Genomic DNA, 26679 nt, shown 5'->3' on the forward strand with positions numbered 1-26679 from the left:
ATGATCAGATACGGGCATTAAGCTTGAGGTCATACCCCGTCTTAATTACCGCACCCATGGAGCCATCATTGTTTTGCTCTTTGTACTCAACTTCGATACGTGCGAAATTCAGCTTGATAACGTCGGTTGGCAGCACGGTATCGATTTCAGTACCGATGGTGGAATTCAGCGGCATATTACCCACGGTCTTGAATGAAGAAACCAGGCAGTTGCTGAAGGTCACGGCAATGAAGTCTTGCTGACCCTGGCCTGATTTACGGCAAACAAGTTTTGCCTGAGGAATATGCTCGCCGGTGGCGCACATCAGGAACAGTTTCGGCGAAGCCTTATTGCTCACCATGCGAAACTCAAAGTCTTTCATCTCGACTTTGCCTGAACCGCCGCCGCTCCCGAACCCCCAACGGCCGGCGTTTTCTTCCGCCCATTGCCAGGCTTGCAGCTGAATCCAGCCAGGGTAGGTTTGGTCGGGTGATTCACCATCAACACCCTCAATTTTCAAAAAATAGTCTACTAAAGCTTTCGTGCTCATTTTTTGTCTCCTTGACTGATAGGTCTACTTCGTTAATTGAAAAGTCTATTCAGATAAGTCGTTATATTGCCTACGCGATCATTGAAATAGCGACAATGAGAACCCATTAGCCATTAATAAATAGCAATAGCGTAAAAAACAGCGCCACTAAATTTCAATGAAATATCAATTCCCACCAACGCCATTTAATAATTAACGTCGGCAATATCCAAACCAATGACCAGCCGTAACTTATCTGCTCCCATCTTTTTTGGCTGACGGAAGTTTTGATACAAGTCGCAAGGACACGGTCATGCCTTCCAACTGGTAATGCGGGCGCAAATAGAAATGCGCGCGGTAATAACCCGGATCGTCTTCCACATCCTCAACGCGCACCTCGGCGGCGGCTAATGGACGACGCGCCTTGGTCGCCTCGGTCGATACGGAAGGATCGCCATCGACGTAGTTCATCAGCCAGTCATTCAGCCACAGCTGCATATCGTCCCTGGACCGAAAAGAACCGATTTTGTCGCGCACGATGCATTTCAAATAGTGCGCGAATCGGCACGTGGCGAAAATATAAGGCAAGCGCGAAGACAGCTTGGCGTTGGCCGTCGCGTCGGGATCCTCGTATTTCGCCGGCGCGTGCATGGTGCAAGAACCGATAAAAGCGGCGAAATCGGAATGCTTGCGATAGACCAGGGGCAAGAACCCGGCGTCGGAAAGCTCTTGCTCGCGCCGATCGGAAATGGCCACTTCCGTCGGGCACGTCAGTTCATATCCGCCCTCATCGGATGGAAACGCGTAGGCGGGCAGTTCTTCCACCGAGCCGCCGGATTCGATGCCGCGAATCTTCGAACACCAGCCGTACTCATGGAACGCGCGGTTGATGTTGACGCCCATCGCATACGCCGAGTTGGCCCAGGAAAAATCATCATCCACATCCGGCCTGACGGACTCCTCGAAAGCGAACTCTTCGATCGGGTTGGTTTTCGCCCCATAAGGCAAACGCGACAGGAAACGCGGCATCGTCAACACCAGGTAACGCGAGTCGTTGCTTTCGCGCAGGCGGCGCCAGGACGCATATTCCGGCGTGGTGAAAATCTTGCCGATATCCCGCGGGTTGCCCAGTTCGTTCCACTTGCTCATCTGCAGCAGCGACGGCGACGCGGCGGAAATGAACGGACAGTGCGACGCCGCGGAAATTTTCGCCAACTCGGTCAGCAGCGTAACGCTCATCGGGCTGTGATCGAATTCAAAATCGCCGATGATGCAACCGAACGGCTCGCCGCCGAACTGACCATATTCCTGTTCGTAAATCTGTTTGAACACCGGGCTTTGATCCCAGGCGGAGCCCCGATAGCGGCGCAAATTGCGCGTCAGCTCATCCTGACTGATGTTCAACACCCGGATCTTGAGCGTTTCGCTGACGTTGGTGTTATCGACCAGATAACTCAGACCTTGCCAGGCGGACTCCAGCTTCTGGAACTCCTTGTGGTGCAAGATATTGTTCATCTGTTGCGAAAGCTGTTCGTCGATCTGGGCAATCAACGATTCAATGGTCAATACGACATCCTGACTGACCTTGACCTTGCCTTTATTGGCATATTCGGACAGCGTGCCGATAGCCCGACGAACCGCTTCCGAAGCCTCGTTCGTTCTGGGCCGGAATGAACGCTTGAGCAAACCGTCAAGCTCATTTTCCGTTTCCTGCGTTTCAACTTCAGCGACTGCCGTAGCCTGCTGCTTAGCCGAATAGCGTCGTTGCCTCGCTCTCATTCCTCATCTCCTTTATTGCCGGAATCCTGCACATCCTGTTCCGCATCCGCGACCGTTTTACGCGCATCCGTCACCAAACGATGCAGAAAATCGGGTTTCTCCAGCAGATTCTTCACCACTTCTTCCGCGCTGGATTTACCATCCATATAGGTGATCAGCTCCGTGAGATGTTCCCGGGCTTCAAGCAGGCGTTGCATCTGCGGAACCCGTTTGGCGATGGCGCCAGGCGTGAAGTCATCCATCGATTCAAACTCCAATTCCACGTCCAGCAACGCATCGTCTTCGCTCAGGGTGTTCTCTACGTAAAATTGCAGACGAGGCTTGATGGCGCGCATACGATCGTTGAAGTTGTCCTGATCAAAGGTCAGGAATTTCCGCTCTTCGATCGGCAGCAAAGGCTTTTTCCGATGCCCAGAGAGATCGGACATGACCCCCGTAACAAAGGGCAACTCCACTTTCTTTTGTGAACCGTAAAGCTCTACGTCATATTCAATTTGCACGCGCGGCGCGTTATTTTTACCGATAAATTTCTGAGAGCTTGAGTCCTTAGCCATTGGAAAACTCCTTTGTGATAAAAATTACTTCCCGGACAATTGATTTAACGAGGCCAGAGATTCCGGCAAAAGCTCCTCAACAATCGTCGCGAAGTCCATACCGATCATTTTTTGTGAACGTCGAATAAGAATGGGGGCCGGATGGCTGGGCTCATAGTTTTGGAAATAGTCCAAAACCTGATCCAACAGCAAGATGACATCCTGCCGGGAACGGATATATTTGCCGGGCATGGCGACAGGCGCGTCAGCATCCGGCGAGTCAATCTCCGCGTCATCCCGTTCAGCCGGCAATTCCTGCTGTTCCAGTGAAGCCAGCTGGCGGTTGAACTGTTTCAAATAGTCGCGCACCTGCCGGCAGTCCAAACGATAATCTTCGGCCTGCAGATTGGCGTAATTCTCGACGCGCTCCAGCGCATCGATTTCCAGCGCCAATTGCTCTTTCAGCGAAGGCAGATTTCTGCCGGCAAAATAACTGTCGGCTTGCCCCAGCACCTTTACCACCTCCGAAAAATGCAGGCTTTTGCCTTCCTGCTCGTCAAGCCGCATATTCAGCAGCTCGTCGGTGGTTAACGGCGTGTCGGGAAAAATCTTGCTGTTCTTGATTTCGTGCAGACAGGACGATGTGGCGAGCCACCCTAATGCGGCCGCATGAAAGCTGTCCGATGAGGGTTCCATATCCGCCTGAGGGAAAATGGTGGCGCCCTCCTCGGCATATTTGGCGTCAATATCCTTAATGCCCTGGTAGAAGGCCGAAAAACCGTCGATATGAAGATTGGCACGCATAAACCACAGCACGACATGTAAATCGAAGCACTGTTCCAGCAACGCGGCAGACTGCTCGCGAATGGCGTGCCAATTGATATCACGCGCATTGTCTACGGCATTAAGCGGATCGGTTTGGCTGTCATATTCCGAAAGCGTGAATTCAATTTCACTGTATCGTGGATCAAATTCGACGCCATTCACTTCCGTTGAGATGACTTCATTCATGGCCTGATATCCTTTTCAATCAGCACTAGAAACATAAAGCCTAATAAAGCGGGCTTTTACGTTCGCCAGTCTTTCCCAGAGTCCTTTTAGCGTAAGTTAGTCGTCACCAAGCTCGCAAATTGTTTAGATGTATTAATATTAACAACAATAATAATAGATTGAACCTATCAATAGAATCGCAGTGATCGGTTTAAACTATTTTACATTTACATATTTATTTTTTCCTTTTAAAATCAATAAATTGCAAACGATAATTATGCAAGCTAAGAATAGGAAAAAAATCAAAAACTGCCCTAAAAACAACGTTTCATCCTTGGTAGGATAATTCCAGTAATACCACTGGATACAAATAATTTAATTAGCAAATGATAACTACAGTAAATAGTGAAATTTTTTCATAAAACCATGACAGCCAGTCGTTTCTTGCAAGCGGGTAGCACGCAATGATCAATAGAAGACGATGGCAGTGTGACTTTCATTTCCAGCACTCAGTACTTACACATGCGAAACCTGGTGTGAAAATAAACAATTTGGCGAGAGTTTTGATTATTAATTTTAAAGCTAAAGCACAGATTAACATTCCGCCGTGGTGCACCGAATACCTATTGGTACACAAACAGCCTGGTGGATAAAGTATCGTTCTTTTATAGTTAACTCAGGGTAATGATCAGAATAATTTAAGATTCAATTCCCCTTCATGTGTGTTCTCATACGGCTTACCGCGGCAAAAGCACCACTGCAGTAAAGGGTCTCGCAGACTAAAGTGGCATTAGAGATATCATTTACTATAACCGCGAAATAACCACGTAAGCGCTGCAACGACAGTAACCGTGTTAAGACCAGCGATCTGTTCCATATACAAGAAATGTTTCCCTAACTGATAAGACCACTAATTTGATACTAGCAAAGGCAAACCCAATATCAAGAAAAAATATTATTTTTTTAATAAAAAAATAACAAATCAATATACATAAAACAAACAATTCAATAACTTAAAACAGCGCTGAATCGATTACTTTTACGCCAGGAAAAATAGTTCATGGAAATTTACACCCACTCATAACCCCCTCAGTCAATCTCACTCATTCTCTTCGGCATTGAATTGTCATCAAAAAATAAGAAAATCTATAAAAATAAAACCCGCCACTGGCCGTGCGTCCCACAGGATCAACTTTCGCAAGGCAAAATAAGCAAGATAATTCCCAATAAAAAGGCCGAAAAAAAGCGTTAATGATTTAGCGGTTCAAAATAAAAATAAAGGTAACTCTATTGGGTTATTAAAGCGAAAACGCGCACCTTTTCATTGCTGCAAAAAAACCTTATGAATCTTTACGTTGCCTGTCCTTTGACAATCATTGATGAAAACGCAAATCAGGTAGCCAACACATACAGAAAAGAGATGGGCTACGCGGCGGGCCAACCCTGCCGATGACTTTTCTCATCCCCGGTTCGGCCCGTGCGCACAGGTTATTCCGCCTAAAAATCAGGCAGCATCGCTGGCCTCGTCCGGCGATTTAGCGCCAAGCCCGCCGTTTTCCTGATCCAGAACAGCTTTCGCATTCATCCGACTGATATATTGATTGAAAATCATTCCTATTCAGGAGAAAAAGCCATGGTTAAGTCACTCAATGCGGCATTCACTCGCTTTTTTGACCACCCGGACGCAGGCAAATTGGCGCTCAGGCTAACCTTCGGCGGGCTGATGCTGTTTCACGGCGTCGCGAAAGTTCAGCATGGCGTCGGCTGGATCGCCGATGCGTTACAACAACAAGGGCTGCCCGCCTTCATCGCCTATGGCGTATATGTTGGGGAGATCCTGGCGCCGATACTGATCGTTTTGGGGCTGTTCACCCGCCCCGCCGCAGGGGTTTACGCCCTCACGCTGGTGGTGGCGTTTTTGATGGTGGGCACCGGCAAGGTCTTCACCGTCACCGACGTCGGCGCCTGGGGCATTGAAAACGAACTGGTGTTCTTTATGGGTGGGGTCGCCATACTGCTGCTGGGCAGCGGGAAGTATGCCATCGCGCGCAATGAAGCCTATCGATAAACCACGCTATCAACTATCAATAAGGAGGTTCCTGGTCTGAGCCTCCTCTTTATCTATAACGGCCATTAACGGTCGGCCAGCCGGTAAACCGGTACCTTGCGCGTCGTGCCGGTCAGGGTGTCGAAAATCTCCGTTTCCGCCGTCACGATCGTCATGCCGGTTTTTCTTAGCCTGCGCACTTCGGCGGCGATGCGCTGTATGCCGAACCAGAACAGTCCGTCCAGCGCCGTGACGCGCAGCCCCTGCTCCAGCGCCAGCTTAAGCCGCTCACGCGGCGCCTTGAGCGCCTTGGCGATTTCCCGGTAAGGCAGCGCGTCCACGCCCGACGCCGATGTTCGGTGAATGCGGGTCGACAGACCGTATTGGAAGGCCTCGGGCACGTCGCTTAAATCGCTCTTCAGGCTGTAAACGCAGCCAAAGCGCTTGCCGTTGAACACCACATTTTTTTGACTGATCGACAGCTCATCACGCAGGCCGGCAATCAGCTGCGGCGCCCGCACCAGCAATAAGCGAAACGGCAATTCGAAACTGGTCACATAGTCCACGTTGAGCAACGCAATGCGCAGGCGCTCTTCCGCGCCCGCCTGCGTCTGGCGACACTCGTTCAACACCTCGCTCCACTGGCGCGCAAGCCGCGGGGCTTCATCCAGCGGCGCGAAATGGTATTTCTCGATGTGGTAGTCGATTCTTTCGTTCATGTCCGTTGGCCCCCGCGTCAGTCATCATGCCCTCAGCAAATTACCTTACCCGCGGCCCACAATACAACACCGCATCGCGCCGCAAGATGCGGAAAAATCGGGCGCATACGCCCCCTGCGCGCTCGCTCAAGGTGAGTCGTGCAACAACAGCGATATCTCTTCGGCGGCCGAGCGCAACAAAGGCAGGTGGTGCTGGTGCAAACGCTCTGCGGAAACCTGACCGGCATGCACGCCGACGTTCAACGCCGCGGCGATGCGGCCGTCCGGCGTGGTGAGCGGCACCGCCAGTGAACGCAGACCAATCTCCAGTTCCTGATCGTTGATGGCATATCCCTGCTGACGCACGCGCGCCAGCTCTTCCCGCAATGCGCTGACGCTCACCAGGGTATGGCTGGTGTAACGCAGTTGAGTCAATCGCGCCAAATAGTCATTCAACGTCTCACTGGCGAGCCCGCTGAGCAGCACCCGCCCCATCGACGTCGTGCTGGCGGGTAAGCGACTGCCGACGTGCAAATCGATGGTCATGATCCGCGAAGTTGATGCGCGGGCGATATAAAGAATGTCATCGCCGTCCAATATGGCCATGGAACAGGACTCATTGAGCGTCTGGCTGAGTTGCCTCAACACCGGCTGCGCGGCGTTGGCCAACGGCGAAGCCCCCAGCCAGTTGTGACCCAGCGACAAGACGCGCGGGCGCAACTCATAATTCTTGCCGTCTTCCGCGTACACAAAGCCCAGCTTACTCAGGGTGTAAAGGCAGCGGCGCACCGCCGCGCGCGGAATGCCGGTACGCTGGCTAATCTGCGACACCGACATCAGCCGCCGCTGCGGCGTAAAAGCCTGCAGGACCTCCAATCCTCGCGCCAAAGAGGCCATAAAGTCGGGATCCCCCTTCCAGGGATCGGTGCTGCTGCGCGTAATTTCCTGTTCTTTTTCCATTCTCGTTACCCCGCTGTCTGCCTGAAATATCGGTGTGCCGACGATCACAACCTGCGAATGCCTCTCAAAGAATAGCCGATAATCGCACACTTTTTCGATAATCGGTATTGTTTGCCTGAAAGGGACGATCTACTTTTCCCATTGACGATAAACACTCCCCCGGCGGGCGCCGAATGAAAGGAACAACAGATGATCGATAAAAGTGTGGCCACCCTGGAAGACGCCGTGTCCATCATTCCGGACGGCGCGAGCATCATGATTGGCGGCTTTGGCCCCGCGGGACAGCCGCTGGAACTGATCGATGCGCTGATTGAACACGGTGCCCGCGAGCTGACGGTAATCAGCAATAACGCCGGCAACGGCGACAGCGGCCTCGCGGCGCTGCTCAAGACCGGCTGTGTGCGAAAGATGATTTGTTCCTTCCCGCGCCAGGCCGATTCGTGGGTCTTTGACGACCTTTATCGCCGCGGCGCGATCGAACTGGAACTGGTGCCTCAGGGCAACCTTGCCGCCCGCATGCAGGCCGCCGGCAGCGGGTTGGGCGGCATTTTCACCCCAACCGCCTTTGGCACGCCGCTGGCGCAAGGCAAAGAAACGCGTGAAATCGACGGACGGCATTACGTATTTGAAACGCCCTTAAAGGCGGATTTCGCCTTGATAAAGGCCCATCGGGGTGACCGCTGGGGCAATCTGGTTTACCGCAAAGCGGCGCGTAATTTTGGCCCGGTGATGGCGATGGCCGCCGCCACGACGATAGCGCAGGTCGCTGAATTGGTGCCGCTTGGCGCACTGGATCCGGAAAACGTGATAACGCCGGGCATCTTCGTCCAGCGCCTGGTGGCGGTGGCGCACCCCGCAACCTTTTCCCTCTCTGCCTGAGGAGTCATAACATGCAAAAATTAACCCGCGACCAATTAGCCCAACGGGTAGCGCGCGATATTCCGGAAGGCGCCTACGTCAACCTCGGGATTGGGCTGCCGACCCGCATCGCTAACTACCTGCCCGCCGACAAAGAGGTGATTCTGCACAGCGAAAACGGCCTGCTCGGCATGGGGCCGTCACCCGCGCCGGGCGAAGAAGATCCGGAACTCATCAACGCCGGTAAAGAACGGGTGACCTTGCTGCCCGGCGGCAGTTATTTCCATCACGCCGACTCTTTTACCATGATGCGCGGCGGCCACCTCGATATCTGCGTGATGGGGGCGTATCAGGTCTCGGCTGCCGGCGATCTGGCCAACTGGAGCACCGGCGCCGAAGACGCGATCCCGGCGGTGGGCGGCGCCATGGATCTGGCCATCGGCGCGCGCAAAGTCTATGTGATGATGGACTATCTGACCAAGACCGGCGAATGCAAGCTGGTGGAACAGTGCAGCTACCCGCTGACCGGATTGGCCTGCGTCAGCCGCATTTATTCGGATATGGCAATCATTGATATCACCCCGGACGGCCCGCAGGTGCTGGAGCTGTGTCCGGGGCTCACCTTTGACGCGCTGCAAGCGTTAACCCCGATACGTTTACTGCAATCTGACTTGATCCCCGCTTGAGGAAATCGCCATGCAACAGGCTTTTATCTGCGATGCCGTTCGTACGCCATTCGGCCGTTACGGCGGCGCATTATCCGCGCTGCGCGCCGACGATTTGGCCGCTCTGCCCCTGAAGGCGCTGCTTGCCCGACTGCCGCAGTTGGATCCCCACGCCATTGATGACGTTATTCTGGGGTGCGCCAACCAGGCCGGTGAAGACAACCGCAACGTGGCGCGAATGGCGCTGCTGTTGGCCGGATTGCCCCACACCGTGCCGGGCACCACCCTCAATCGCCTGTGCGGTTCGGGATTGGACGCGGTAGGCATGGCGGCGCGCGCCATTAAATGCGGCGAAGCGGAGGTCATCATCGCGGGCGGCGTGGAAAGCATGTCGCGCGCGCCCTTTGTCACCGGCAAAGCGGACAGCGCCTTCAGCCGATCGCTGAAAATGGAAGATACGACGATGGGATGGCGCTTTATCAACCCGCAAATGCGCGCGCAGTTCGGTGTCGAAACCATGCCTGAAACCGCCGAAAATGTGGCTCGCGATTTCGCCGTCAGCCGCGCCGATCAAGACGCCTTTGCATTGCGCAGCCAACAGCGCACCGCCCGCGCTCAGGAGCTGGGCCTGTTTGATGAGGAACTGATCGCCGTCAGCATTCCGCAACGCAAAGGCGAGCCGCTCAGCCTGGTTCGCGACGAACATCCCCGCAGCACCTCTTTGGCCGCGCTGTCCGCCCTGAGAGGCGTCGTGCGCCCTGAGGGGAGCGTCACCGCCGGCAACGCCTCGGGCATCAACGACGGGGCCAGCGCCCTGCTCATTGCCAGCGAACGCGCGGCGGTGCAGTATGGACTCGCCCCGCTGGCGCGTGTGGTCGGCATGTCCGCCTGCGGCGTAGAGCCGCGCATCATGGGTTACGGGCCGGTTCCCGCAGTCCGCAAAGTGCTGGCGCAAACCGGTTTGAGCCTGGCGCAAATGGACGTCATCGAGTTGAATGAAGCCTTTGCCGCCCAGGCGCTGGCCGTGACGCGCGCCCTGGGACTGCCGGATGACGCGGAACAGGTCAACCCTAACGGCGGCGCTATCGCGCTGGGGCATCCCCTGGGGGCATCCGGCGGCAGGTTGGCCATGACCGCCGCTTATCAACTGCGGCGCACCGGCGGGCGTTTTGCCCTGTGCACCATGTGCGTCGGTGTCGGGCAAGGTGTCGCCTTGATTCTGGAACGGATATAACGAATGTCTCTCTATAGCGCAATGTTTATGGCTTCGCCATTAACGCCCTGCTTCAGCGACACGGCGCTGCTGCAGGGCATGCTTGATTTCGAAGCCGGTCTGGCGCAGGCCCTGGCGTCTGCAGGGATTATCGATGACGCGTCCGCGCGGATCATACGCAGCCACTGCCAGGCGGAAAAGCTCGACGCCGCCGCGCTGACGCAGTCCGCCGGATTGGCGGGCAATTTAGCCATTCCCCTCGTAAAACAATTGACGGCGTTGGTGGCGCAAACCTCACCGGAAGCGGCGCGTTTCGTTCACTGGGGGGCGACCAGTCAGGATGCGATTGACAGCGGGCTGATGCTGCAACTGCGCAGCGCGCTCGATAAAACCGACGCGCTGCTCAATCAGCTGATTGCGGCGCTGACGGCGCAATGCCGACGCCATAGCGCAACGTTAATGGTGGGCCGCACCTGGCTGCAACACGCTTTGCCAACGACGCTAGGGCTGAAGCTGGCCGGCACGCTGGACGCCTTGCTGCGCTATCGGGCTCGTCTGGCTGAAATGCGGCCACGCGTGCTCGCGTTGCAATTCGGCGGCGCGGCCGGCACGCTCGCCTCGCTCGGCGAACAGGGTGAGCGCGTTGAGCGGGCGCTGGCGCAAGCGCTGGCCCTGCCGCGCAGCGCCACGCCGTGGCATACCCAACGCGATCGGTTGTTGGAGCTGGCGAGTTGGTATGCCGGCCTGACGGGCTCGCTCGGCAAGCTGGCGCGCGACATGTCTTTGTTGATGCAGACCGAAGTCGCTGAAATCAGCGAGCCGTCGGCCCCCGGACGCGGCGGCTCTTCCACGATGCCGCATAAGCGCAATCCGGTACTCTGCGCCGCCATCCTCAGCGCGGCCAACCGTCTGCCTGCATTGATGTCGGGATTGTATGCTGGCCTGGTGCAGGAGCACGAACGCGCGCTGGGCGGCTGGCAGGCCGAGTGGCAAAGCCTGCCGCAGCTCCTGGTGCTGAGCGGGGCGGCATTGGCGCAAAGCCTGGATCTCATTAACGGTCTGGAGGTGCATGAAGCGGCGATGAGGCGCAATCTGGCGCTGACGCAGGGGCTGATCATGGCTGAATCGGTTACCCTGGCCTTAGCCCCCACCCTCGGCCGTCAACAGGCTCACCATCATATAGAACGGTGCTGCCGGCAAGCCCTGGCCACCCAGCAACCCCTGTTAACCCTTCTGTGCGCCGATGCGGAAGTCTCTTCCCGACTCAGCCGGGAAACCCTGGAAACCTTGCTCGATCCGGCCAATGCCACCGGCAGCACGCAGCGTTTCATTCAACAAGTCCTGGCGATGGCCGAGAGGGAGCAATCATGTTGAATTATGTCCTTGAAGGGCCTGAAAACGCCCCGGTTATTCTGTTTGGCAACTCGCTGGGCACCTCATTGGCAATGTGGCAGCCGCAGCGCGACGCGTTCATCGCCCACTATCGCATTCTGCGCTACGACGTTGCCGGCCACGGCGACTCTGCGCCCGATGAACGGCCCGGCTCGCTGGCGCGACTGGGTGAACAGGTGCTGTCCCTGCTGGACACTCTGGCGATTGATCGGGTTCATTTCTGCGGCATCTCCATGGGGGGGCTGACGGGGTTATGGCTGGCGCGCTTTCATGCCGATCGCTTGCTGACGCTGACGATCGCCAATAGCGCCGCGAAAATCGGGGTGACGGAGCATTGGCGAGAACGCGCCGCGCGGGTGCGCCAGTGCGGCATGTCCGCCGTCAGCGATGGCGCGGCAGCGCGCTGGTTCACCCCGGCATTTTGCCAATCCGCCCCCGTCAAGGTGCAAACCGTCGTGCAACAGCTCACCGCCTGCGATCCCGAGGGCTATGCCGCTTGCTGCGACGCGCTGGCGACCGCCGATTTACGCGCCGAGCTGGCAGGCATCCGCGTTCCGACGCTGGTTATCGCCGGACATGAGGATGCGGTAACGACCGTCGACGATGCAAAAGCCTTGGCGGCAGGCATTCCCGACGCGCAATGCGTCATCCTGCCCGCCGCCCACCTGTCCAGCATCGAAGCCTGGCGGGCATTTAACCGCGCGTTCCGGGCCTTTTTGGATGAGCAGCTCACGCAGCGGCAACGTTATCAGCAAGGCCTGACGGTGCGCAGAGCGGTGTTGGGCGATGAGCATGTCGATAATACCCTCGCGGCGCTGTCGCCGCTCAACGAGGAGTTTCAGCATTTCATCACTCGCTACGCCTGGGGAGAAATATGGACGCGTCCGGGCTTGTCGCGCCATACCCGCAGCCTGATCACCATCGCGATGCTGATCGCCTTGAATCGCGAAGCTGAGCTGAAAATGCATATCCGGGCCGCCTTCAATAACGGCGTCACGCGTGAAGAGATCAAAGAAGTTCTGATGCATGCGGCGCTTTACTGCGGCTTACCCGCCTCGAACGCCGCTTTTCATCTGGCGCAGTCCGTCTTTGCCGAATACGACGCCGGGCGGCGATCGGACGACTAGAAGACGCGGTTATACCGGCACATCCAGCACCCTTTGGCGCAGCGCAGCAATCAGGCGCTGCTGCTCAGGGGACGAGAGCGCCTCTTGCCGGGTAATGATGCCCAGCGGCTCGGCCATGCCCTGGGTAGGCAACGGCAGCGCACGCAGGTGATTGCTGAACAAGTCATCACGCACCGCGCCGTAAGGCACCAGCCACACATAGCCATACTGTAGCGTCAGGCAGCGCGCCAGCGTAACCGACAACGTCTCGACGCACCCTTCCGGCACCGCCAGCCCGTGGCTGACAATGAGCGCCTCCGCATTCTGACGCGGCACCGTACCCCGCGGGGAGAGCACCAATGGCCAGCTCAACGCCTCCGCCAGCGAGACATCCGAATGCAACAGCGGATGATGAGGCGCAACCACCAGCCGCAGCGTTTCATGATACAGCAGCTCGAAGTTGAGCCCTTCCATGCGGGAAGGGTCTGACATGCGCCCGATGCCTAACGTTAATTGCCCCGATCTCACCGCCATCATCAGCGCATCGTTGGCCAGCGTCGTAACCTGCATGCGCCAGCCGGGGGATTGCTGCTGCAACCCCACCACGACCGGCGCGACCAGGCTCACCAGCGTGGTGGGCAGCGCGCCGATATGCAGCGGCGCCGGCAGCGCCTCGCTGTCCGAGGCAAGCGTGCGCCCCAACACATTCAGCGCATCCAAAACGCGGCTGGCATCCTGCAGGAAACGCGCCCCGGCGGCGGTCAGTTCCGCCCCCTGCCGATTGCGCGAAAAAAGGCGCTCGCCGGCCAGGCTTTCCAGTTCGTTGAGCGTTTTAGAGAGCGCGGGCTGCGTGATGCCCAATTGCTGTGCGGCGCGCACCAACGTCCCCTGTTGCGCGGTAGCGACAAAGGCGTGCAGATGACGAAGGCGGATGCGTTGGCTAAAGCGAGAAGTCATGTTCATGATTTATAGTATTAACTTGCCGCCGGCGCGGCAAGCTCATTGTCAGGGCGAACAGAGGATCAAATATCAAAAAAAACGGTTTCGTTCTCGCCCTGTAACCAGATGTCGAAATGGTACACCGTCTGATCCCCGCGCTGCCGCCTTTGCGCCAATAACGTGCTGCGCCGTTTTTCCCACTCGATGAGATTCAACACCGGATCTTCGGCATTGGCCGCCTGTTCGTCGGCAAAGTAGAGACGCGTGTTCAACCCGATGTTGATGCCGCGGGCCACTATCCACAGATTGAGATGGGGCGCCATCAACCGGCCGTCGCGCCCCGTCACGCGCCCCGGTTTAATCGTCTCGAATTGCCACAGGCCGCTGGTGAAATCCGAACAGGTTCGCCCCCAGCCGCGAAACGCCGGATCGTCGGGTTTATCCAACTGGCCGTCGGCGGGGTGCTGATATCGCCCGGCGGCATTGGCCTGCCAGACTTCGACCAGCGCGTCTCGAACCGGCGTGCCGGAGCCGTCATAGACATGCCCTTCCACCACGATGCGCTCCCCGCGCGTCTCCGGTTGCGTCAACACATGGGTGAAATTACGCTCGAAAATATCAAAGCCGGCGGCATGCGGCGCCAAACCGATGTGCACATAAGGCCCGGCGGTTTGCGAGGCCGTTTCAGACAAATACTTTTTCATCACGCGGCTCCCTGTGTACGGTTCTCAAACCACGTGGCTCGATGGCCCCGCAGCACCAGATCGAAGCGGTAAGCAAGGCTGTCCAGCGGCACGGCGGCGTGCATATCCAGCTCGGCAATCAGCGTGCGCATCGCATCGTCACTGCCTACCGACTGCAAGATGGGGCAGCGAACGAGCAACGGATCGCCTTCGAAATACATCTGCGTGATCAAGCGCTGCGCGAACGCCTCGCCGGAGAGCGAGAAGTGAATATGCGCCGGACGCCAGTCGCTGACCTGATTGCGCCAGGGATACGGGCCCGGCTTGATCGTACGAAAACAGTAATACCCGTTGTCGTCGGTCAGCATCCTGCCGCAGCCGCCAAAGTTGGGATCGATAGGCGCCAGATACTGATCTTTCTTGTGGCGATAGCGCCCTCCCGCATTGGCCTGCCATACCTCGACCAGGGCGTTGCGCACCGGCGCCCCGAAGGCATCCCGCACAAATCCATGCACGATGATCCGCTCGCCGAGCGGTAAGCCGTCTTTGGCGTAATTCAGAATCAGATCGTGATCCAGCGGGCCGATATCCGTTGGCGTGAAGACGGGGGCGGTCAGTTCAGACAGCGAGTTTTGCAATGAAATTAATGCATTGCGCGGCGACCGCAGCACGCTGGTTTTATACAGCGGCGCCAGCGCCGGCGGGTGATGACTGTAATCGCGATGCACCAGTTCTCGCGCCATCCAATCACTTTTCATCCCGGTATCCTTATTATTTGAGGGTACATGTCGACAGAGTGTAGGAAGCGCAATATGTAAAAGTAAAGTGAGAAAACCGATCGCTTTATATAACCAAAAGTAATGGAATGTTCTGAATTGACGAAACATTTCATTTGGTCCATAACATGATTCAATTCCCGTCGGTGGTCCGCCTCGCTGCTGAATGGTCGCTTTCAGGTCATCCATGACCGCTTAACTGGAGGCAATGATGAAACGTTCTATCGCGACGGTCTCGGTATCGGGTTCGCTGCCGGAAAAACTGCGGGCTATCGCCGCCGCAGGCTTTGATGGCGTCGAAATTTTCGATAACGATCTGGTCTACTACCCCGGCTCACCGGCGGAAATCCGTGAATTGTGCGCCGAACTGGGCCTGGAAATTTTACTGTTCCAACCGTTTCGGGACTTCGAAGGAGGCCCGCGCGAAACGCTGGCGCAGAACCTTTCACGCGCGGCGCGCAAGTTCGAAGTCATGCAGCAACTGGGCTGTTCTCGCATGCTGCTCTGCAGCAATGTCTCGCCCGACAGCAGCGAAGACATGGCCACGCAAGTGAGCGATTTGCGCGCGTTGGCGAAGTTGGCCGCCGAGTATGATATTACTGTCGGTTATGAAGCGCTGGCCTGGGGACGTCACGTGAATATGTGGCGCGACGCCTGGGCGCGCGTGAAGGCCGTAGATCATCCGGCGTTGGGGATCATTCTCGATAGTTTTCATATCCTGTCGCGCGGCGATAACCTCGATGGCCTCGAGGACGTGCCGCCCGAAAAAATCGTGTTTGTCCAACTGGCGGACGCCCCGCTGTTGAAGATGGATGTGCTCGCCTGGAGTCGCCATTTCCGCTGCTTCCCCGGCCAGGGGGAGCTGAATCTGACCCAGTTCATGACCCAACTTTCCGCGCATGGCTATCGCGGCACCTGGTCGCTGGAGATATTTAACGATGGTTTCCGCGCCTCGCCGGTACTCCCCACGGCCCAGGACGGTTTCCGATCGTTGTTGTGGCTGGAGGAGCAAACCTATGACTGGTTGGCCAAACAGCCTCTGCTGCCCAACGCCATGGCCTCGCTCATGGAACGTTCCTTATTTCATTCGCAGCCGCATCCGCCCTTGCTGGCGCTGGAGTTTATCGAATTTGCCGTCTCGCACAACGACGGGCTGGCGATGGGCCAATGGCTGACGCAACTGGGATTGGTTCACGCCGGCGAGCACCGCTCCAAAAGCGTCGCCCTCTATCGCAACGGCAAAGTGAATGTCATTCTGAATGCCCAGCCGGAAAGCCAAGCCAGCGGCTATTATCACCTGCACGGCATTTCCCTGTGCGCCGTGGCGTGGCGGGTGCGCGGCGTAGCGCGTTTACTGCAACGGGCGCAAGACTACGGGTACGCCATCTGGCAAGGAGAAACCGGCCCCAACGAGCGGCAAATCCCCGCGCTGTGCGCACCGGACGGCAGCCTGATTTATCTGGTGGAAGCGGACGAAGATCCCAAGAACGATATTTATCACGCCGATTTTCATCTGACGCATCGCAGCGCGCCGCCGCCCGCGCTGCAGAGCATCGATCACCTGGCGATTGCGCTGGCGGATGAATCGAGCGGCAACTGGATCATGTTCCTGCGCAGCGTGCCGGGTTTTGTGCAGGACAACGAGTGGGAATTGCCCGATCCGCTGGGTTTGGTTCGCAGCCGCGTCCTGCGCAGCCCCAACGACGCCATCCGGCTGCCGCTGAATATGTCGGTGAGCCGGGAAACGCAAATTGCCCAGGCGCTAACCGCCTATCAGGGCGCAGGCTTGCAGCACGTCGCCTTTGGCTGCGAGGATCTGTTCAGCATGGTGAAAGCGGCGCAGGCGCGCGGATTAAAAACGCTGCGTATTCCCGATAACTACTATCACGATCTCAGAGCGCGTTTCGATCTGGACCCCGCTTTCCTCTCACAGCTGCAAGCGGGCAATGTGCTCTACGATCGAGACGATCAGGGCGGAGAATTGCTGCATGTCTACACCGTGCCCTATGAAAAAGGCCGCTTCTTCTTCGAACTTCTGGAGCGCCGAGGCGGCTACCGCGGCTTTGGGGCCGCCAACGCCCCGGTTCGGCTCACCGCCATGCGTTAATCGCGCGGGCCATCAAGGCCCGCCTGTTCTTCCATCTTACTGAAAAGGTTAATGATCGCGCTCACACTCTCAGTGGCCTCCGGCGCCGCCATTCTCACGGCAATCCCTTTTCATAACATAAAGTTAACACTGCCTCGTCATTCACCGCCGGCTCAATTGTCCGATAAACGCACATTTTTTCGATTATCGCCGTTTAACGTCCGCCCAGGGGCTGCTTATAGTGATGACACTCAACTACTGCACCGGGGGCACCTCCATGTCGGGAAACAACGCAATCAATGTTCGGGCGCTGATCGACGACCGCCCGTTAGGCAAATGGCAAAAGATGATCGTGCTGCTCGGCTTTTGCATCATTGCTCTGGATGGATTCGATATCGTTATCATGGGATTTATTGCGCCAGAGCTTAAGGCGGATTGGCAAATCACTAACCGCGAACTGGGGCTGGTGATCAGCGCGGCGCTGATTGGCCTGTCGCTGGGCGCGATGCTATCCGGGCCATTGTCAGACAGATTCGGCCGCAAAGTCGTCATCATCAACAGCGTGTTCTTTTTTGGCGTTTGGACGCTGGTGACGGCGTTTTCTCAAAATATGGAGCAGATGATGTTATTTCGCCTGCTCACCGGATTGGGGCTCGGCGCCGCCATGCCGAATGTCGGCACCCTGGTGGCGGAGTTCGCGCCCGCCCGACGCCGCGCTTTCTTGATTACCGTGGTTTTCTGCGGCTTCACCTTTGGCGCCGCCTTGGGCGGATTCGCCGCGTCCTGGCTGATGCCGCGCTTCGGCTGGCATGCCGTGCTGCTGCTCGGCGGGATCTTGCCCCTGCTGTTCGCGCCCGTGCTGATGGCGGCGTTACCCGAATCGGTGTGTTTCCTGGTGGCGAAACGGGCAGATCAGGGCGGCATTCAGCGCATTCTGGCGAAACTGGCGCCCGATCGCGATTTTCGACATTCTACCGTCGTTCTGCCCCCGCCGGGCCAGGTCTGCACTCATCCGGTTAAACTGGTGGTGAGCGCACGGTACCGCTTCGGCAGTTTAATGCTGTGGGGCGCGTATTTTAGCGCGCTGTTTCTGTACTACACCTTAGGCAGTTGGCTGCCGCTGCTGATTAAAGACAGCGGTTTCAACATCGCGCAAGCGGCGGTCATCACCGCGCTGTTTCAGGCGGGCGGGACATTAGGGTCGCTATTTTCCGGGTGGTTGATGGACAGATCCGAACCGCATCGCGCGTTGGCGTCGATTTATGGGTTGGGGGCGCTGTTCACTCTGCTGATGGGGATGGCGATGGGTTACCCCCTCCTGATGGGCGGCTGCGCGATGGCCATCGGGTTCTGCATCGGGGGCGCCAACACCGGCATGAACGCGTTGTCGGCCAGCTTTTACCCCACCGAAGCGCGAGCCACCGGCTCCAGCTGGATGCACGGCATCGGCCGTTTGGGCGCTATCTTAAGCGCGCTGGCCGGGGCTGAAATGCTAGCGCTCGGTTGGAGCTTCAGCACCATTTTCGCCGTCCTGGCGCTGCCCGCCCTGCTGACGGTGGCGATGATCGTCGCCAAGCGGCGTCATCAGGCGCGTCAAGCGACAGAGCATCAATATGCCGCCTATCTGGATGCGCGTTCGAATGATGTTTGATTGCGTCGGGAAATAATCGAGAACAAAGGGGAAGGCGTGTCGGCCTGCAGGGCCGGGGCGCTTTAACTGTGATGGGGATCGTTGAAAGATTTTTTCGTAAGTGATTGAATAATGGCGGAGAGAGGGGGATTTGAACCCCCGGTAGAGTTGCCCCTACTCCAGTTTTCGAGACTGGTCCGTTCAGCCGCTCCGGCATCTCTCCTGACAACGCTTGCTATCATGCCCGCTTTTACGGCATTTTTACAGCATTAGCATACCGCTGAACGTTCAAGTGACGACTTTACGAGCAACCTGATGATTAAATGGCCGTGGAAAGCGACTCAACCTTCTCACCCCGAGGCGGATACCCAGGCACAGTGGCGGGACGCGCTGGCGATCCCGCTGCTCTCGCCGCTGAATGAGCAGGAGCAGCAGCGGCTGGTGGCCGTTGCCGGGCAGATTTTGCAGCAAAAGCGCATCGTGCCGCTGCAGGGGCTGCAGCTCACCTCGCAGATGCAGGCGCGCATCGCCCTGCTGTTCGCCTTGCCGGTGCTGGAGCTGGGCGCGGAGTGCCTCGACGGCTTCAACGAAATTCTGCTCTACCCCACCCCATTCGTGGTGGAAGACGAATGGCAGGACGAGATCGGCCTGGTGCACTCGGGGCCGGTGGTGCAGTCCGGCCAAAGCTGGGAACAGGGGCCGATCGTGCTCAACTGGCAAGACGTGCAGGACTCTTTCGACCTTTCCGGTTTTAATCTGGTGATCCACGAAGCGGTACACAAACTGGATATGCGCAACGGCGGCGTCGCCACCGGCGTGCCGCCGATCCCGCTGCGCGAGGTGGCCGCCTGGGAACATGATCTGCACGCCGCGATGGAAAGCCTGCAGGACGAGATCGACATGGTCGGCGAAGAGGCCGCCAGCATGGATGCCTACGCCGCCACCGATGCGGCCGAGTGCTTCGCCGTGCTGTCGGAGTATTTCTTCAGCGCTCCCGAACTGCTGGCCGAACGCTTCCCGGCGCTGTATCAGCACTTTTGCCGCTTCTACCGCCAGGATCCGCTGGCGCGCCTGCTGCGAGACCAGGCGGAAAACGACGCGCAATGGGCTGATTGACGAGCTTATTGCTCAGATACCGAGCAGTCGCACCGCCTGGGGCAATTTAGCGTTGACACACCCGGAGCCGCTGGATATGATGCGCCCCGTTCACACGATTCCTCTGTAGTTCAGTCGGTAGAACGGCGGACTGTTAATCCGTATGTCACTGGTTCGAGTCCAGTCAGAGGAGCCATATTTAGAGAAGTCCGCTTAAGGAAACTTAAGCGGGCTTTTTGCTGTTGGGCGTTTACAGCCCGCGTTGTTCCATCAGCAGCGCCAGATCGACCAAGCGGTTGGAGAAGCCCCATTCGTTGTCATACCAGGCGAGCACTTTCACCAGGTTGCCGCCGATCACCAGCGTGGACAGGCCGTCGATGATCGACGAACGCGCATCGCCGCGATAGTCGCTCGACACCAGCGGTTCATCGCTGTACCCCAGGATCCCTTTCAGCGGGCCGGACGCCGCCGCCGCGCGGAAAGCGGCGTTGATCTCCTCCACCGTCGCCGGGCGTTTCAGCGTCACCGTCAGATCGACAATGGAAACCACCGGCACCGGCACCCGCAGTGAATAACCGGTCAGGCGGCCGTCCAGTTCGGGGATCACCTTGCCGAGCGCCTTGGCCGCACCGCTGGAGTAAGGCACGATAGACTCCGCCGCCGCCCGCGCGCCACGCAGATCTTTTTCCGGCTGATCGTGCAGCGCCTGGCTGTTGGTATAGGCGTGAGTGGTGTTCATCAGCCCGTATTCGATGCCGAACGCCTGATGCAGCACCTGCGCGGCGGGCGCCAGCCCGTTGGTGGTGCAGCTGCCGTTGCTGACCACCTTATGCAGCGCCGGATCGTAGAGCTGGTCGTTAACCCCCATGACGATGGTGATGTCGTCGTTCTTGGCCGGCGCCGAGATAATCACCCGCTTGGCGCCGCCGTGCGTGATGTGCACTTCCGCCTTGGCTTTATCGGTAAAGAAGCCCGTCGCTTCGATCACCACGTCAACGCCCACGCTGCTCCAGGGGATCTCGGCGGGATCGCGCTGCGAAAACACCTGAATCGGCCGGCCGTCCAGCAGCAGCTGGTTGTCGCCGGCTTCCACCCTGGCCGCCAGCGTGCCGGAAAGCGTGTCGTATTTCAGCAGGTGCGCCAGCGTTTTGCTGTCCGTCAGATCGTTGATCGCCACCACTTCAAAATCGCTGCGCCCCAGCGCCGCGCGCAGCACGTTGCGTCCGATCCTGCCAAATCCATTAATGCCTACTCTCACCATGATGCACTCCTCGTTTTGGGCTTTGCCTCAACTCTAGCTCTGCCTCGAAGCGGCGTAAATGACGTTTACCGATCAATTTACGCCAAATTGCGCGCATGAAAGCGTTCGCGGTATTCGCTCGGGGTCAGCTGCAGTTTTCGCTCAAACACCCGCCGCAGGTTAAGGCCGTTGCCAAAGCCGGTGGCCAGGGCGATCTGTTCGATGCCTTGCGCACTCTGCTCCAGGCGCTGTCTGGCGGTATGCAACCGCCCTTCTTCGACGAATTTGGCGGGAGAAATGCCCGTCTCGCGGGTGAACACGCGGGTAAAGTTGCGCGGGCTCATCGCCACGCGTTCGGCCAACCGTTCAACGCTGAGATCGTCGGCGAGATTCTCCAGGATCCAGGACTGCAGGTCGCGGATCGGGCCCGGCGATTTGGCCTGGTTGAGCGGGTAGCGGCTGAACTGCGCCTGCCCGCCGGGGCGGCGCAGAAACATCACCAGATCCTGCGCCACTTCACGCGCCTGCACGAAGCCGTAGTCGTCCTCCACCAGCGCCAGCGTCAGGTCGAAGCCGGAGCTGACGCCGCCGGAGGTCCAAATCGGCCCGTCCTGCACGTAGATCGGGCCGTTTTCGACCTGCACCTGCGGGAAACGCGCCTGCAGCGTTTCCGCCAGTCGCCAGTGGGTGGTCGCCCGCCGTCCGTCCAGCAACCCGGCTTCGGCCAGCAACAGTGCGCCGCCGCAAACGGAGGCGATACGGCGCGTCTGCGGCGCCGCGCGGCGCAGCCAAGCCGCCACCAGGGCGCCCTCTTCTTCGCTCGCCCCTTTGCCGGCGACGATCACGGTATCGCGCGGCAGGCGCGGATCGAGATCCGCCAGGCGATGGTCGGCCAACAGGCTCAGCCCGGACAGGCCGTGCACCACCCGATGAGACTGCGTGGTGGCGACCGCGATCTGATACAGCGGCGTCTCGGCGGCACTCAGGCGATTAGCCTGCATCAGGATATCGGCGATGCCCGCCGCTTCGAACAGCATGCCCCCTTCAGGGACGATAATCAGGAATGTGTGCATGGCGATAATAGAGAGAACGGTCAAAACAGGTCAGGAAGCCACTGTATAAGAAAAGCGCCGTCGGTTCACCCTGCAGGCATAAAAAAGCCCGCCGGCAACCCGACGGGCCTAGAAGGAATAGCCATTTAAACCTGCGGCAAGCTCACCCCGCCGGCGCGCGCCAATTGCGCCAGCAGCGCCGTTTGAAACGCCTCGTCGTGTACCGCCGCGTGAGGCTCGAAGCGCTGCTGATGATGCCAATAGCCGCCGGAGGCCAGGGCCTGCGGTTCATCGCTGCTCACCAGCCATGCCTGCGTCACATGCCCCAGCGCCAGATCGTCGGGCGCGTCCGCGCCGCCCATTTTGGTCGGCACCCAGCCGGGATCGACCGCGCTGCTGATGACGTCGGGCCACAGGCGCGCCACGGCGGCGGCCAGCGTGGTGACGAACAGCTTGCTGTCCGAATAAGAACCTGCGGCGCCGCCAAGCCAGTCTACGCCGTTCAGCTCCGCCACGCCGTCAAAGTGCATACTGCTGCTCAGGTAGACGATTCGCTTGGGACGTTCGATCAGGGCCGTCAGCAGGTAGGGCGCTATGACGTTCACCGGCATCACCTGCGGCCCGGTGAACATGCCGGCATTGTGGATCACCGCGTCCGGACGGCCGAGGCGATTGACCTGCTCGGCAAGCTGCCGAGTCTGCTGCACATCGGACAAATCGCCGATCGCCGCCTGTGCACCGCGATCCAGCAGATCGCGCACCGCGTCCAGACGGCCGGGTGCGCGCGCATGCAGAATCACCTGATGCCCTTCGTCCAACAGCGTTTGCGCGGCGGCGCGGCCCAGCCCATCGACCGAACCGGTAATGAAAATGCGTGACATGCCACTCCTCCGTTTAGCGCCAGCCGAGCGCCGGCGCGACATGGGTTAAAATCGATTCGATGACGTGCGCATTGTAATCCACGCCCAGCTGATTAGGCACGGTCAGCAGCAACGTATCCGCTTCGGCGATGGCCTCGTCCTGCGCCAGCTGTTCGATCAGCGCGTCAGGTTCTGCGGCGTAACTGCGGCCAAAGATCGCCCGGGTTTGCGCATCGATATACCCCAGTTGGTCGCCTTCCTTACCGCTGCCGCCGAAGTAGTTGCGATCCCGCTGATCCACCAGCGCGAAGATGCTGCGGCTGACGGAAACCCGCGGCTCGCGCGCATGGCCCGCCTCTTGCCAGGCCGCGCGATAGGCGCGGATCTGCTTGGCCTGCTGGATATGAAAGGGTTCGCCGGTTTCGTCGTTCTTGAGCGTCGAGCTTTGCAGGTTCATGCCCAGCTTCGCCGCCCAGACGGCGGTGGCGTTCGAGCCGGCGCCCCACCAGATGCGGTCGCGCAGCCCGGCGGAAAACGGCTCCGGCCGCAGCAGCCCAGGCGGATTCGGGAACATCGGCTGTGGATTGGGCTCGGCGAACCCTTCGCCGCGCAGCGCTTCCAGGAACACTTCGGTATGGCGGCGGGCCATGTCCGCATCGGTCTCGCCATCGGCCGGGGCATAGCCGAAATAGCGCCAGCCGTCGATCACCTGCTCCGGCGAGCCGCGGCTGATGCCGAGCTGCAGCCGCCCGCCGGCGATCAGATCCGCCGCGCCGGCGTCTTCCACCATGTACAGCGGATTTTCATAACGCATGTCGATCACGCCGGTGCCGATCTCGATGCGTTGGGTTTTGGCGCCGATGGCGGCCAGCAGCGGGAACGGCGACCCCAGCTGGCGTGCAAAGTGGTGTACGCGAAAATAGGCGCCGTCCGCCCCCAGATCTTCGGCGGCGACCGCCAGATCGATGGACTGCAGCAGCGCATCCGCCGCGGAACGGGTGCCGGACTGGGCGGAAGGCGACCAGTGGCCAAACGAGAGAAAACCAATTTTTTTCATCGGGCATCATCCTCAGAGGCAAAACATGGGCCTACAGTGACAAAAACCGCGCGCTTTGCGCCAGCAAAATCGCCCCCGATCGCACTAAACGAACCGATTGCCGCCGCGCCGCCCGGCGATTGTAATCAAAAAACAAATGTCGTATAACAGGCAGCTCCGAGGGGTGTCCTGTTACGGGCTGAGATGGCGCAAGCCGAACCCTTTGAACCTGATCTGGGTCATGCCAGCGAAGGGACGGTTAGGCAACCGCGCGATCACCCGTTGTCTGTTCATACCTCAGCGTGCCCGGATCTCCACTGACTCAAGGAGGTCCCATGTCCATCACCACCCTGTTCGAAAGCGGTCTTTACGGCCGGCTGCGCCAACAGGCCGGCAGCCACTGGCAAAATTACGTCGAACACCCGTTTCTGCAGCAGTTGGCCGCCGGCACCTTGCCTGAACGCGCTTTTCGCCGTTACCTGACCCAAGACTACCTGTTCCTGCTGCACTTCGCCCGCGCCTACGCGCTGCTGGTCAGCAAGCTGCGCACCTTGCCGGAAATGCGCGCCGCCACCGCCTCGCTCAACGGCATCGTCGCCGAGCTGCCGCTGCACGTGGCCTACTGCGCCGAATGGGGGCTGAGCGAAGCGCAGATCGCCGCCCAACCGGAGGCGGCGGAAACCATGAACTACACCCGCTACGTGCTGGACATCGGCCATGCCGGCGACGCCCTCGATCTGCTGGCCGGCCTGCTGCCCTGCGTGGCCGGTTATGCCGAAATCGGCCTGCGGCTGCTGCACGATCCCGCCACCCAAATGGAGGGCAATCCTTACGCCTCCTGGATCCGCAACTACGGCGACGAGGGCTATCTGGCCGGCGTGCGCGCCGCCATCGAACTGCTGGAAACCGTCGGCCACCAGCGCGGCGCACAAAGCCGCTTTACCGAGCTGACGCAGATTTTCACCACCGCCACTCAGCTGGAAGCGGCATTTTGGCAAATGGGGCTGAACGCCTCATGATCTCCCCGCGCCTCCCGCCCGGCATCCAGGTGCGGGATCTCACTCTGCGCTTCGGTCAACAGACGATCTTTGAGCGGCTGAGCTTCGACATCGCCGGCGGCAGCTTCGTCTCCCTGCTCGGCGCCAGCGGCGCCGGCAAAACCAGCCTGCTGAAGATCATCGCCGGGCTGGCGCAGGCCAGCTCGGGTACGGTGAGCGGCAGCGACGGCCTGCCGATCGCCGGGCGCATCGCCTACATGGGGCAAAAAGACCTGCTCTACCCGTGGCTGAGCGTCGAAGACAATGTCGCCCTCGGCTCGCGGCTGCGCGGCGAAGCGCCGGATCGGGCATGGACAGCGCATCTGCTCGAGCGCGTAGGCCTGGCCGCGCATAGCCGCAGCCTGCCCGCCGCGCTGTCCGGCGGCATGCGCCAGCGCGCCGCCATCGCCCGCACGCTCTACGAACGCCAGCCAATCGTGCTGATGGACGAACCCTTTTCCGCGCTGGACGCCATTACCCGCGCCGAGATCCAGAGCCTGGCCGCCGAGCTGCTGGCGCAAAATACCGTGCTGCTGATCACTCACGACCCGATGGAGGCTTGCCGCCTGAGCCACCGGCTGCTGGTGCTGTCGCCCTGGCCGCTGGGCCTCGACGATACCCACCGCATCCGCGGGCAACCGCCGCGCGCGCCGGATGACGCCGACCTGCTGAAAAGCCAGGCCGAGCTGCTGCTGCAAATGGTGAGGGCAGCGCAATGAATATCGCCAAAGAGCGCGGCTTCACCCGTCTGCGGCGTGGGTTGACGGTCTTCATCGGCCTGCTGCTGCTGTGGTGGCTGGCGGCGCAAAGCGGCATTCCGGCCTTTCTGCTGCCCACGCCGGGCGCGGTGGCGCAGGCGCTGTGGGACGGACGCGGCTATCTCGCCTGGCACACGCTGGTCACGGCTTCGGAGATCGTCAGCGGTCTCGCGCTCGGCGTGCTGCTCGGCGCGGCGCTGGCGCTGTGCATGATCTTCTCGCCGCGCCTGCAGCGCTGGCTGATGCCACTGGTGGTCACCAGCCAGGCGATACCGGTGTTCGCCCTGGCCCCATTGCTGGTGCTGTGGTTCGGCTTCGGCATGAGCGCCAAAGTGGCGATGGCGGTGCTGGTGATCTTCTTCCCGGTGGTGTCGGCCTTTTTCGACGGGCTGCGCCGGGTCAACAACGACTATCTCGATCTGGCGCGCACGATGCGCGCTTCGCGCTGGGCGCAGCTGCGGCACGTGCGGGTGATGGCGGCGCTGCCGGCCTTCGGCTCCGGCCTGCGCATGGCCGCCGCCGTCGCGCCGATCGGCGCCATCATCGGCGAATGGGTCGGCTCGGCCGAGGGGCTGGGCTACGTGATGCTGAACGCCAACGCGCGCATGCAGACCGACGTCTGCTTCACCGCGCTGTTTATTTTGGTGCTGATGACCGTGCTGCTGTGGGCCGCGGTGGATGCGCTGCTGCGGCGCCTGATCGCCTGGGCGCCGGAAAACGACTGATGATTGCAACCAT

At 59.2% G+C, this 26679-nt stretch carries 25 protein-coding genes, 2 tRNA genes and 1 riboswitch; of the genes, 13 read left to right on the forward strand and 14 right to left on the reverse strand.

The window, feature by feature from the left end; all coding sequences use genetic code 11:
* Window positions 1-4 precede the first annotated feature (4 nt).
* The 4 genes from ACUTQY_RS03310 to ACUTQY_RS03325 form a co-directional block, all read right to left on the reverse strand.
* Window positions 5-529 carry an Hcp family type VI secretion system effector gene (locus tag ACUTQY_RS03310; protein WP_004935369.1) on the reverse strand — a complete coding sequence of 175 codons (525 nt, stop codon included), beginning with the start codon at window positions 527-529 and terminating at the stop codon, window positions 5-7.
* A 231-nt stretch (window positions 530-760) separates the two neighbouring features.
* Entirely contained in the window at window positions 761-2287 is a 1527-nt protein-coding gene (gene tssC, locus ACUTQY_RS03315) for a type VI secretion system contractile sheath large subunit (protein ID WP_033643662.1), read from the reverse strand.
* Entirely contained in the window at window positions 2284-2841 is a 558-nt protein-coding gene (gene tssB / locus ACUTQY_RS03320) for a type VI secretion system contractile sheath small subunit (protein WP_033643663.1), read from the reverse strand. Before tssB ends, tssC begins: the two co-directional genes overlap by 4 nt.
* Before the next feature lie 24 nt (window positions 2842-2865).
* Window positions 2866-3831 (reverse strand): type VI secretion system protein TssA, encoded by a 966-nt coding sequence (locus ACUTQY_RS03325; protein WP_033643664.1) that lies wholly within the window; start codon window positions 3829-3831, stop codon window positions 2866-2868.
* 1612 nt (window positions 3832-5443) lie between these two features.
* Between ACUTQY_RS03325 and ACUTQY_RS03330 the strand changes: the two genes are divergently transcribed.
* Entirely contained in the window at window positions 5444-5878 is a 435-nt protein-coding gene (locus tag ACUTQY_RS03330; RefSeq protein WP_033643665.1) for a DoxX family protein, read from the forward strand.
* A gap of 65 nt (window positions 5879-5943) precedes the next feature.
* Here ACUTQY_RS03330 and ACUTQY_RS03335 read toward each other — a convergent pair whose 3' ends face one another.
* Both ACUTQY_RS03335 and ACUTQY_RS03340 read right to left on the reverse strand, forming a co-directional pair.
* Window positions 5944-6576 (reverse strand): helix-turn-helix domain-containing protein, encoded by a 633-nt coding sequence (locus tag ACUTQY_RS03335; protein ID WP_033643666.1) that lies wholly within the window; start codon window positions 6574-6576, stop codon window positions 5944-5946.
* Window positions 6577-6702: 126 nt separating this feature from the next.
* Window positions 6703-7515, reverse strand: coding sequence for an IclR family transcriptional regulator domain-containing protein (locus ACUTQY_RS03340; RefSeq protein ID WP_033643667.1), 813 nt, complete (start codon window positions 7513-7515; stop codon window positions 6703-6705).
* A 189-nt stretch (window positions 7516-7704) separates the two neighbouring features.
* Between ACUTQY_RS03340 and ACUTQY_RS03345 the strand changes: the two genes are divergently transcribed.
* The 5 genes from ACUTQY_RS03345 to pcaDC are packed head-to-tail and all read left to right on the forward strand — an operon-like array spanning window position 7705 to window position 12770.
* The gene (locus ACUTQY_RS03345; protein WP_033651809.1) at window positions 7705-8394 is read left to right on the forward strand and encodes a 3-oxoacid CoA-transferase subunit A; all 690 of its coding nucleotides are present in this window, start codon (window positions 7705-7707) and stop codon (window positions 8392-8394) included.
* Window positions 8395-8405: 11 nt separating this feature from the next.
* Entirely contained in the window at window positions 8406-9059 is a 654-nt protein-coding gene (locus ACUTQY_RS03350; RefSeq protein WP_046687390.1) for a 3-oxoacid CoA-transferase subunit B, read from the forward strand.
* A 10-nt stretch (window positions 9060-9069) separates the two neighbouring features.
* Window positions 9070-10272, forward strand: a complete 1203-nt coding sequence (pcaF, locus tag ACUTQY_RS03355) for a 3-oxoadipyl-CoA thiolase (RefSeq protein ID WP_046687391.1) — start codon at window positions 9070-9072, stop codon at window positions 10270-10272.
* Window positions 10273-10275: 3 nt separating this feature from the next.
* Window positions 10276-11625 carry a 3-carboxy-cis,cis-muconate cycloisomerase gene (locus ACUTQY_RS03360; RefSeq protein ID WP_033651812.1) on the forward strand — a complete coding sequence of 450 codons (1350 nt, stop codon included), beginning with the start codon at window positions 10276-10278 and terminating at the stop codon, window positions 11623-11625.
* Window positions 11616-12770, forward strand: a complete 1155-nt coding sequence (pcaDC, locus tag ACUTQY_RS03365) for a bifunctional 3-oxoadipate enol-lactonase/4-carboxymuconolactone decarboxylase PcaDC (RefSeq protein ID WP_046688510.1) — start codon at window positions 11616-11618, stop codon at window positions 12768-12770. The genes ACUTQY_RS03360 and pcaDC overlap by 10 nt, the downstream gene beginning before the upstream one ends.
* A 9-nt stretch (window positions 12771-12779) precedes the next feature.
* On the opposite strand, the gene ACUTQY_RS03370 is transcribed toward pcaDC, so the two are convergent.
* The 3 genes from ACUTQY_RS03370 to pcaH are packed head-to-tail and all read right to left on the reverse strand — an operon-like array spanning window position 12780 to window position 15129.
* Entirely contained in the window at window positions 12780-13712 is a 933-nt protein-coding gene (locus tag ACUTQY_RS03370; protein ID WP_046687393.1) for a LysR substrate-binding domain-containing protein, read from the reverse strand.
* Window positions 13713-13771: 59 nt separating this feature from the next.
* The gene (pcaG, locus tag ACUTQY_RS03375; protein ID WP_016927159.1) at window positions 13772-14392 is read right to left on the reverse strand and encodes a protocatechuate 3,4-dioxygenase subunit alpha; all 621 of its coding nucleotides are present in this window, start codon (window positions 14390-14392) and stop codon (window positions 13772-13774) included.
* Entirely contained in the window at window positions 14392-15129 is a 738-nt protein-coding gene (gene pcaH / locus ACUTQY_RS03380) for a protocatechuate 3,4-dioxygenase subunit beta (RefSeq protein ID WP_046687394.1), read from the reverse strand. The genes pcaG and pcaH overlap by 1 nt, the downstream gene beginning before the upstream one ends.
* 229 nt (window positions 15130-15358) lie before the next feature.
* Here pcaH and ACUTQY_RS03385 point away from each other — a divergent pair, with 229 nt between their 5' ends.
* Complete coding sequence (locus ACUTQY_RS03385; protein WP_046687395.1) at window positions 15359-17254, forward strand: bifunctional sugar phosphate isomerase/epimerase/4-hydroxyphenylpyruvate dioxygenase family protein; 1896 nt, start codon at window positions 15359-15361, stop codon at window positions 17252-17254.
* 256 nt (window positions 17255-17510) lie between these two features.
* Window positions 17511-18884, forward strand: a complete 1374-nt coding sequence (locus tag ACUTQY_RS03390; RefSeq protein WP_046687396.1) for an MFS transporter — start codon at window positions 17511-17513, stop codon at window positions 18882-18884.
* A 112-nt stretch (window positions 18885-18996) separates the two neighbouring features.
* On the opposite strand, the gene ACUTQY_RS03395 is transcribed toward ACUTQY_RS03390, so the two are convergent.
* Window positions 18997-19086, reverse strand: a tRNA-Ser gene (locus ACUTQY_RS03395).
* Window positions 19087-19178: 92 nt separating this feature from the next.
* Between ACUTQY_RS03395 and mtfA the strand changes: the two genes are divergently transcribed.
* Window positions 19179-19979, forward strand: coding sequence for a DgsA anti-repressor MtfA (gene mtfA, locus ACUTQY_RS03400; RefSeq protein ID WP_046687397.1), 801 nt, complete (start codon window positions 19179-19181; stop codon window positions 19977-19979).
* A gap of 99 nt (window positions 19980-20078) precedes the next feature.
* Window positions 20079-20154 (forward strand) — tRNA-Asn (locus ACUTQY_RS03405).
* Window positions 20155-20208: 54 nt separating this feature from the next.
* Here the strand turns inward: ACUTQY_RS03405 and gap are convergent.
* From gap to ACUTQY_RS03425, 4 genes are all read right to left on the reverse strand, one after another.
* Window positions 20209-21219, reverse strand: a complete 1011-nt coding sequence (gene gap / locus ACUTQY_RS03410) for a type I glyceraldehyde-3-phosphate dehydrogenase (protein WP_015378397.1) — start codon at window positions 21217-21219, stop codon at window positions 20209-20211.
* Window positions 21220-21296: 77 nt separating this feature from the next.
* Window positions 21297-22271: a GlxA family transcriptional regulator gene (locus ACUTQY_RS03415; protein WP_046688511.1), complete on the reverse strand. Its 975-nt coding sequence runs from the start codon at window positions 22269-22271 to the stop codon at window positions 21297-21299.
* Between the two features lie 125 nt (window positions 22272-22396).
* Complete coding sequence (locus ACUTQY_RS03420; protein WP_033643677.1) at window positions 22397-23131, reverse strand: SDR family NAD(P)-dependent oxidoreductase; 735 nt, start codon at window positions 23129-23131, stop codon at window positions 22397-22399.
* Between the two features lie 13 nt (window positions 23132-23144).
* Window positions 23145-24167 carry an LLM class flavin-dependent oxidoreductase gene (locus ACUTQY_RS03425; protein WP_046687398.1) on the reverse strand — a complete coding sequence of 341 codons (1023 nt, stop codon included), beginning with the start codon at window positions 24165-24167 and terminating at the stop codon, window positions 23145-23147.
* A 149-nt stretch (window positions 24168-24316) separates the two neighbouring features.
* Window positions 24317-24419, forward strand: a riboswitch (TPP riboswitch).
* A gap of 62 nt (window positions 24420-24481) precedes the next feature.
* Here ACUTQY_RS03425 and tenA point away from each other — a divergent pair.
* From tenA to ACUTQY_RS03440, 3 genes are read left to right on the forward strand one after another with little or no spacing between them, the layout of a single operon-like run.
* Window positions 24482-25165 carry a thiaminase II gene (gene tenA / locus ACUTQY_RS03430; protein WP_046687399.1) on the forward strand — a complete coding sequence of 228 codons (684 nt, stop codon included), beginning with the start codon at window positions 24482-24484 and terminating at the stop codon, window positions 25163-25165.
* Window positions 25162-25902 (forward strand): ABC transporter ATP-binding protein, encoded by a 741-nt coding sequence (locus ACUTQY_RS03435; RefSeq protein WP_046687400.1) that lies wholly within the window; start codon window positions 25162-25164, stop codon window positions 25900-25902. The genes tenA and ACUTQY_RS03435 overlap by 4 nt, the downstream gene beginning before the upstream one ends.
* Window positions 25899-26666, forward strand: coding sequence for an ABC transporter permease (locus tag ACUTQY_RS03440; protein ID WP_046687401.1), 768 nt, complete (start codon window positions 25899-25901; stop codon window positions 26664-26666). Before ACUTQY_RS03435 ends, ACUTQY_RS03440 begins: the two co-directional genes overlap by 4 nt.
* Window positions 26667-26679: the final 13 nt, after the last annotated feature.

This window comes from Serratia sp. TSA_130.1, from assembly GCF_052691795.1.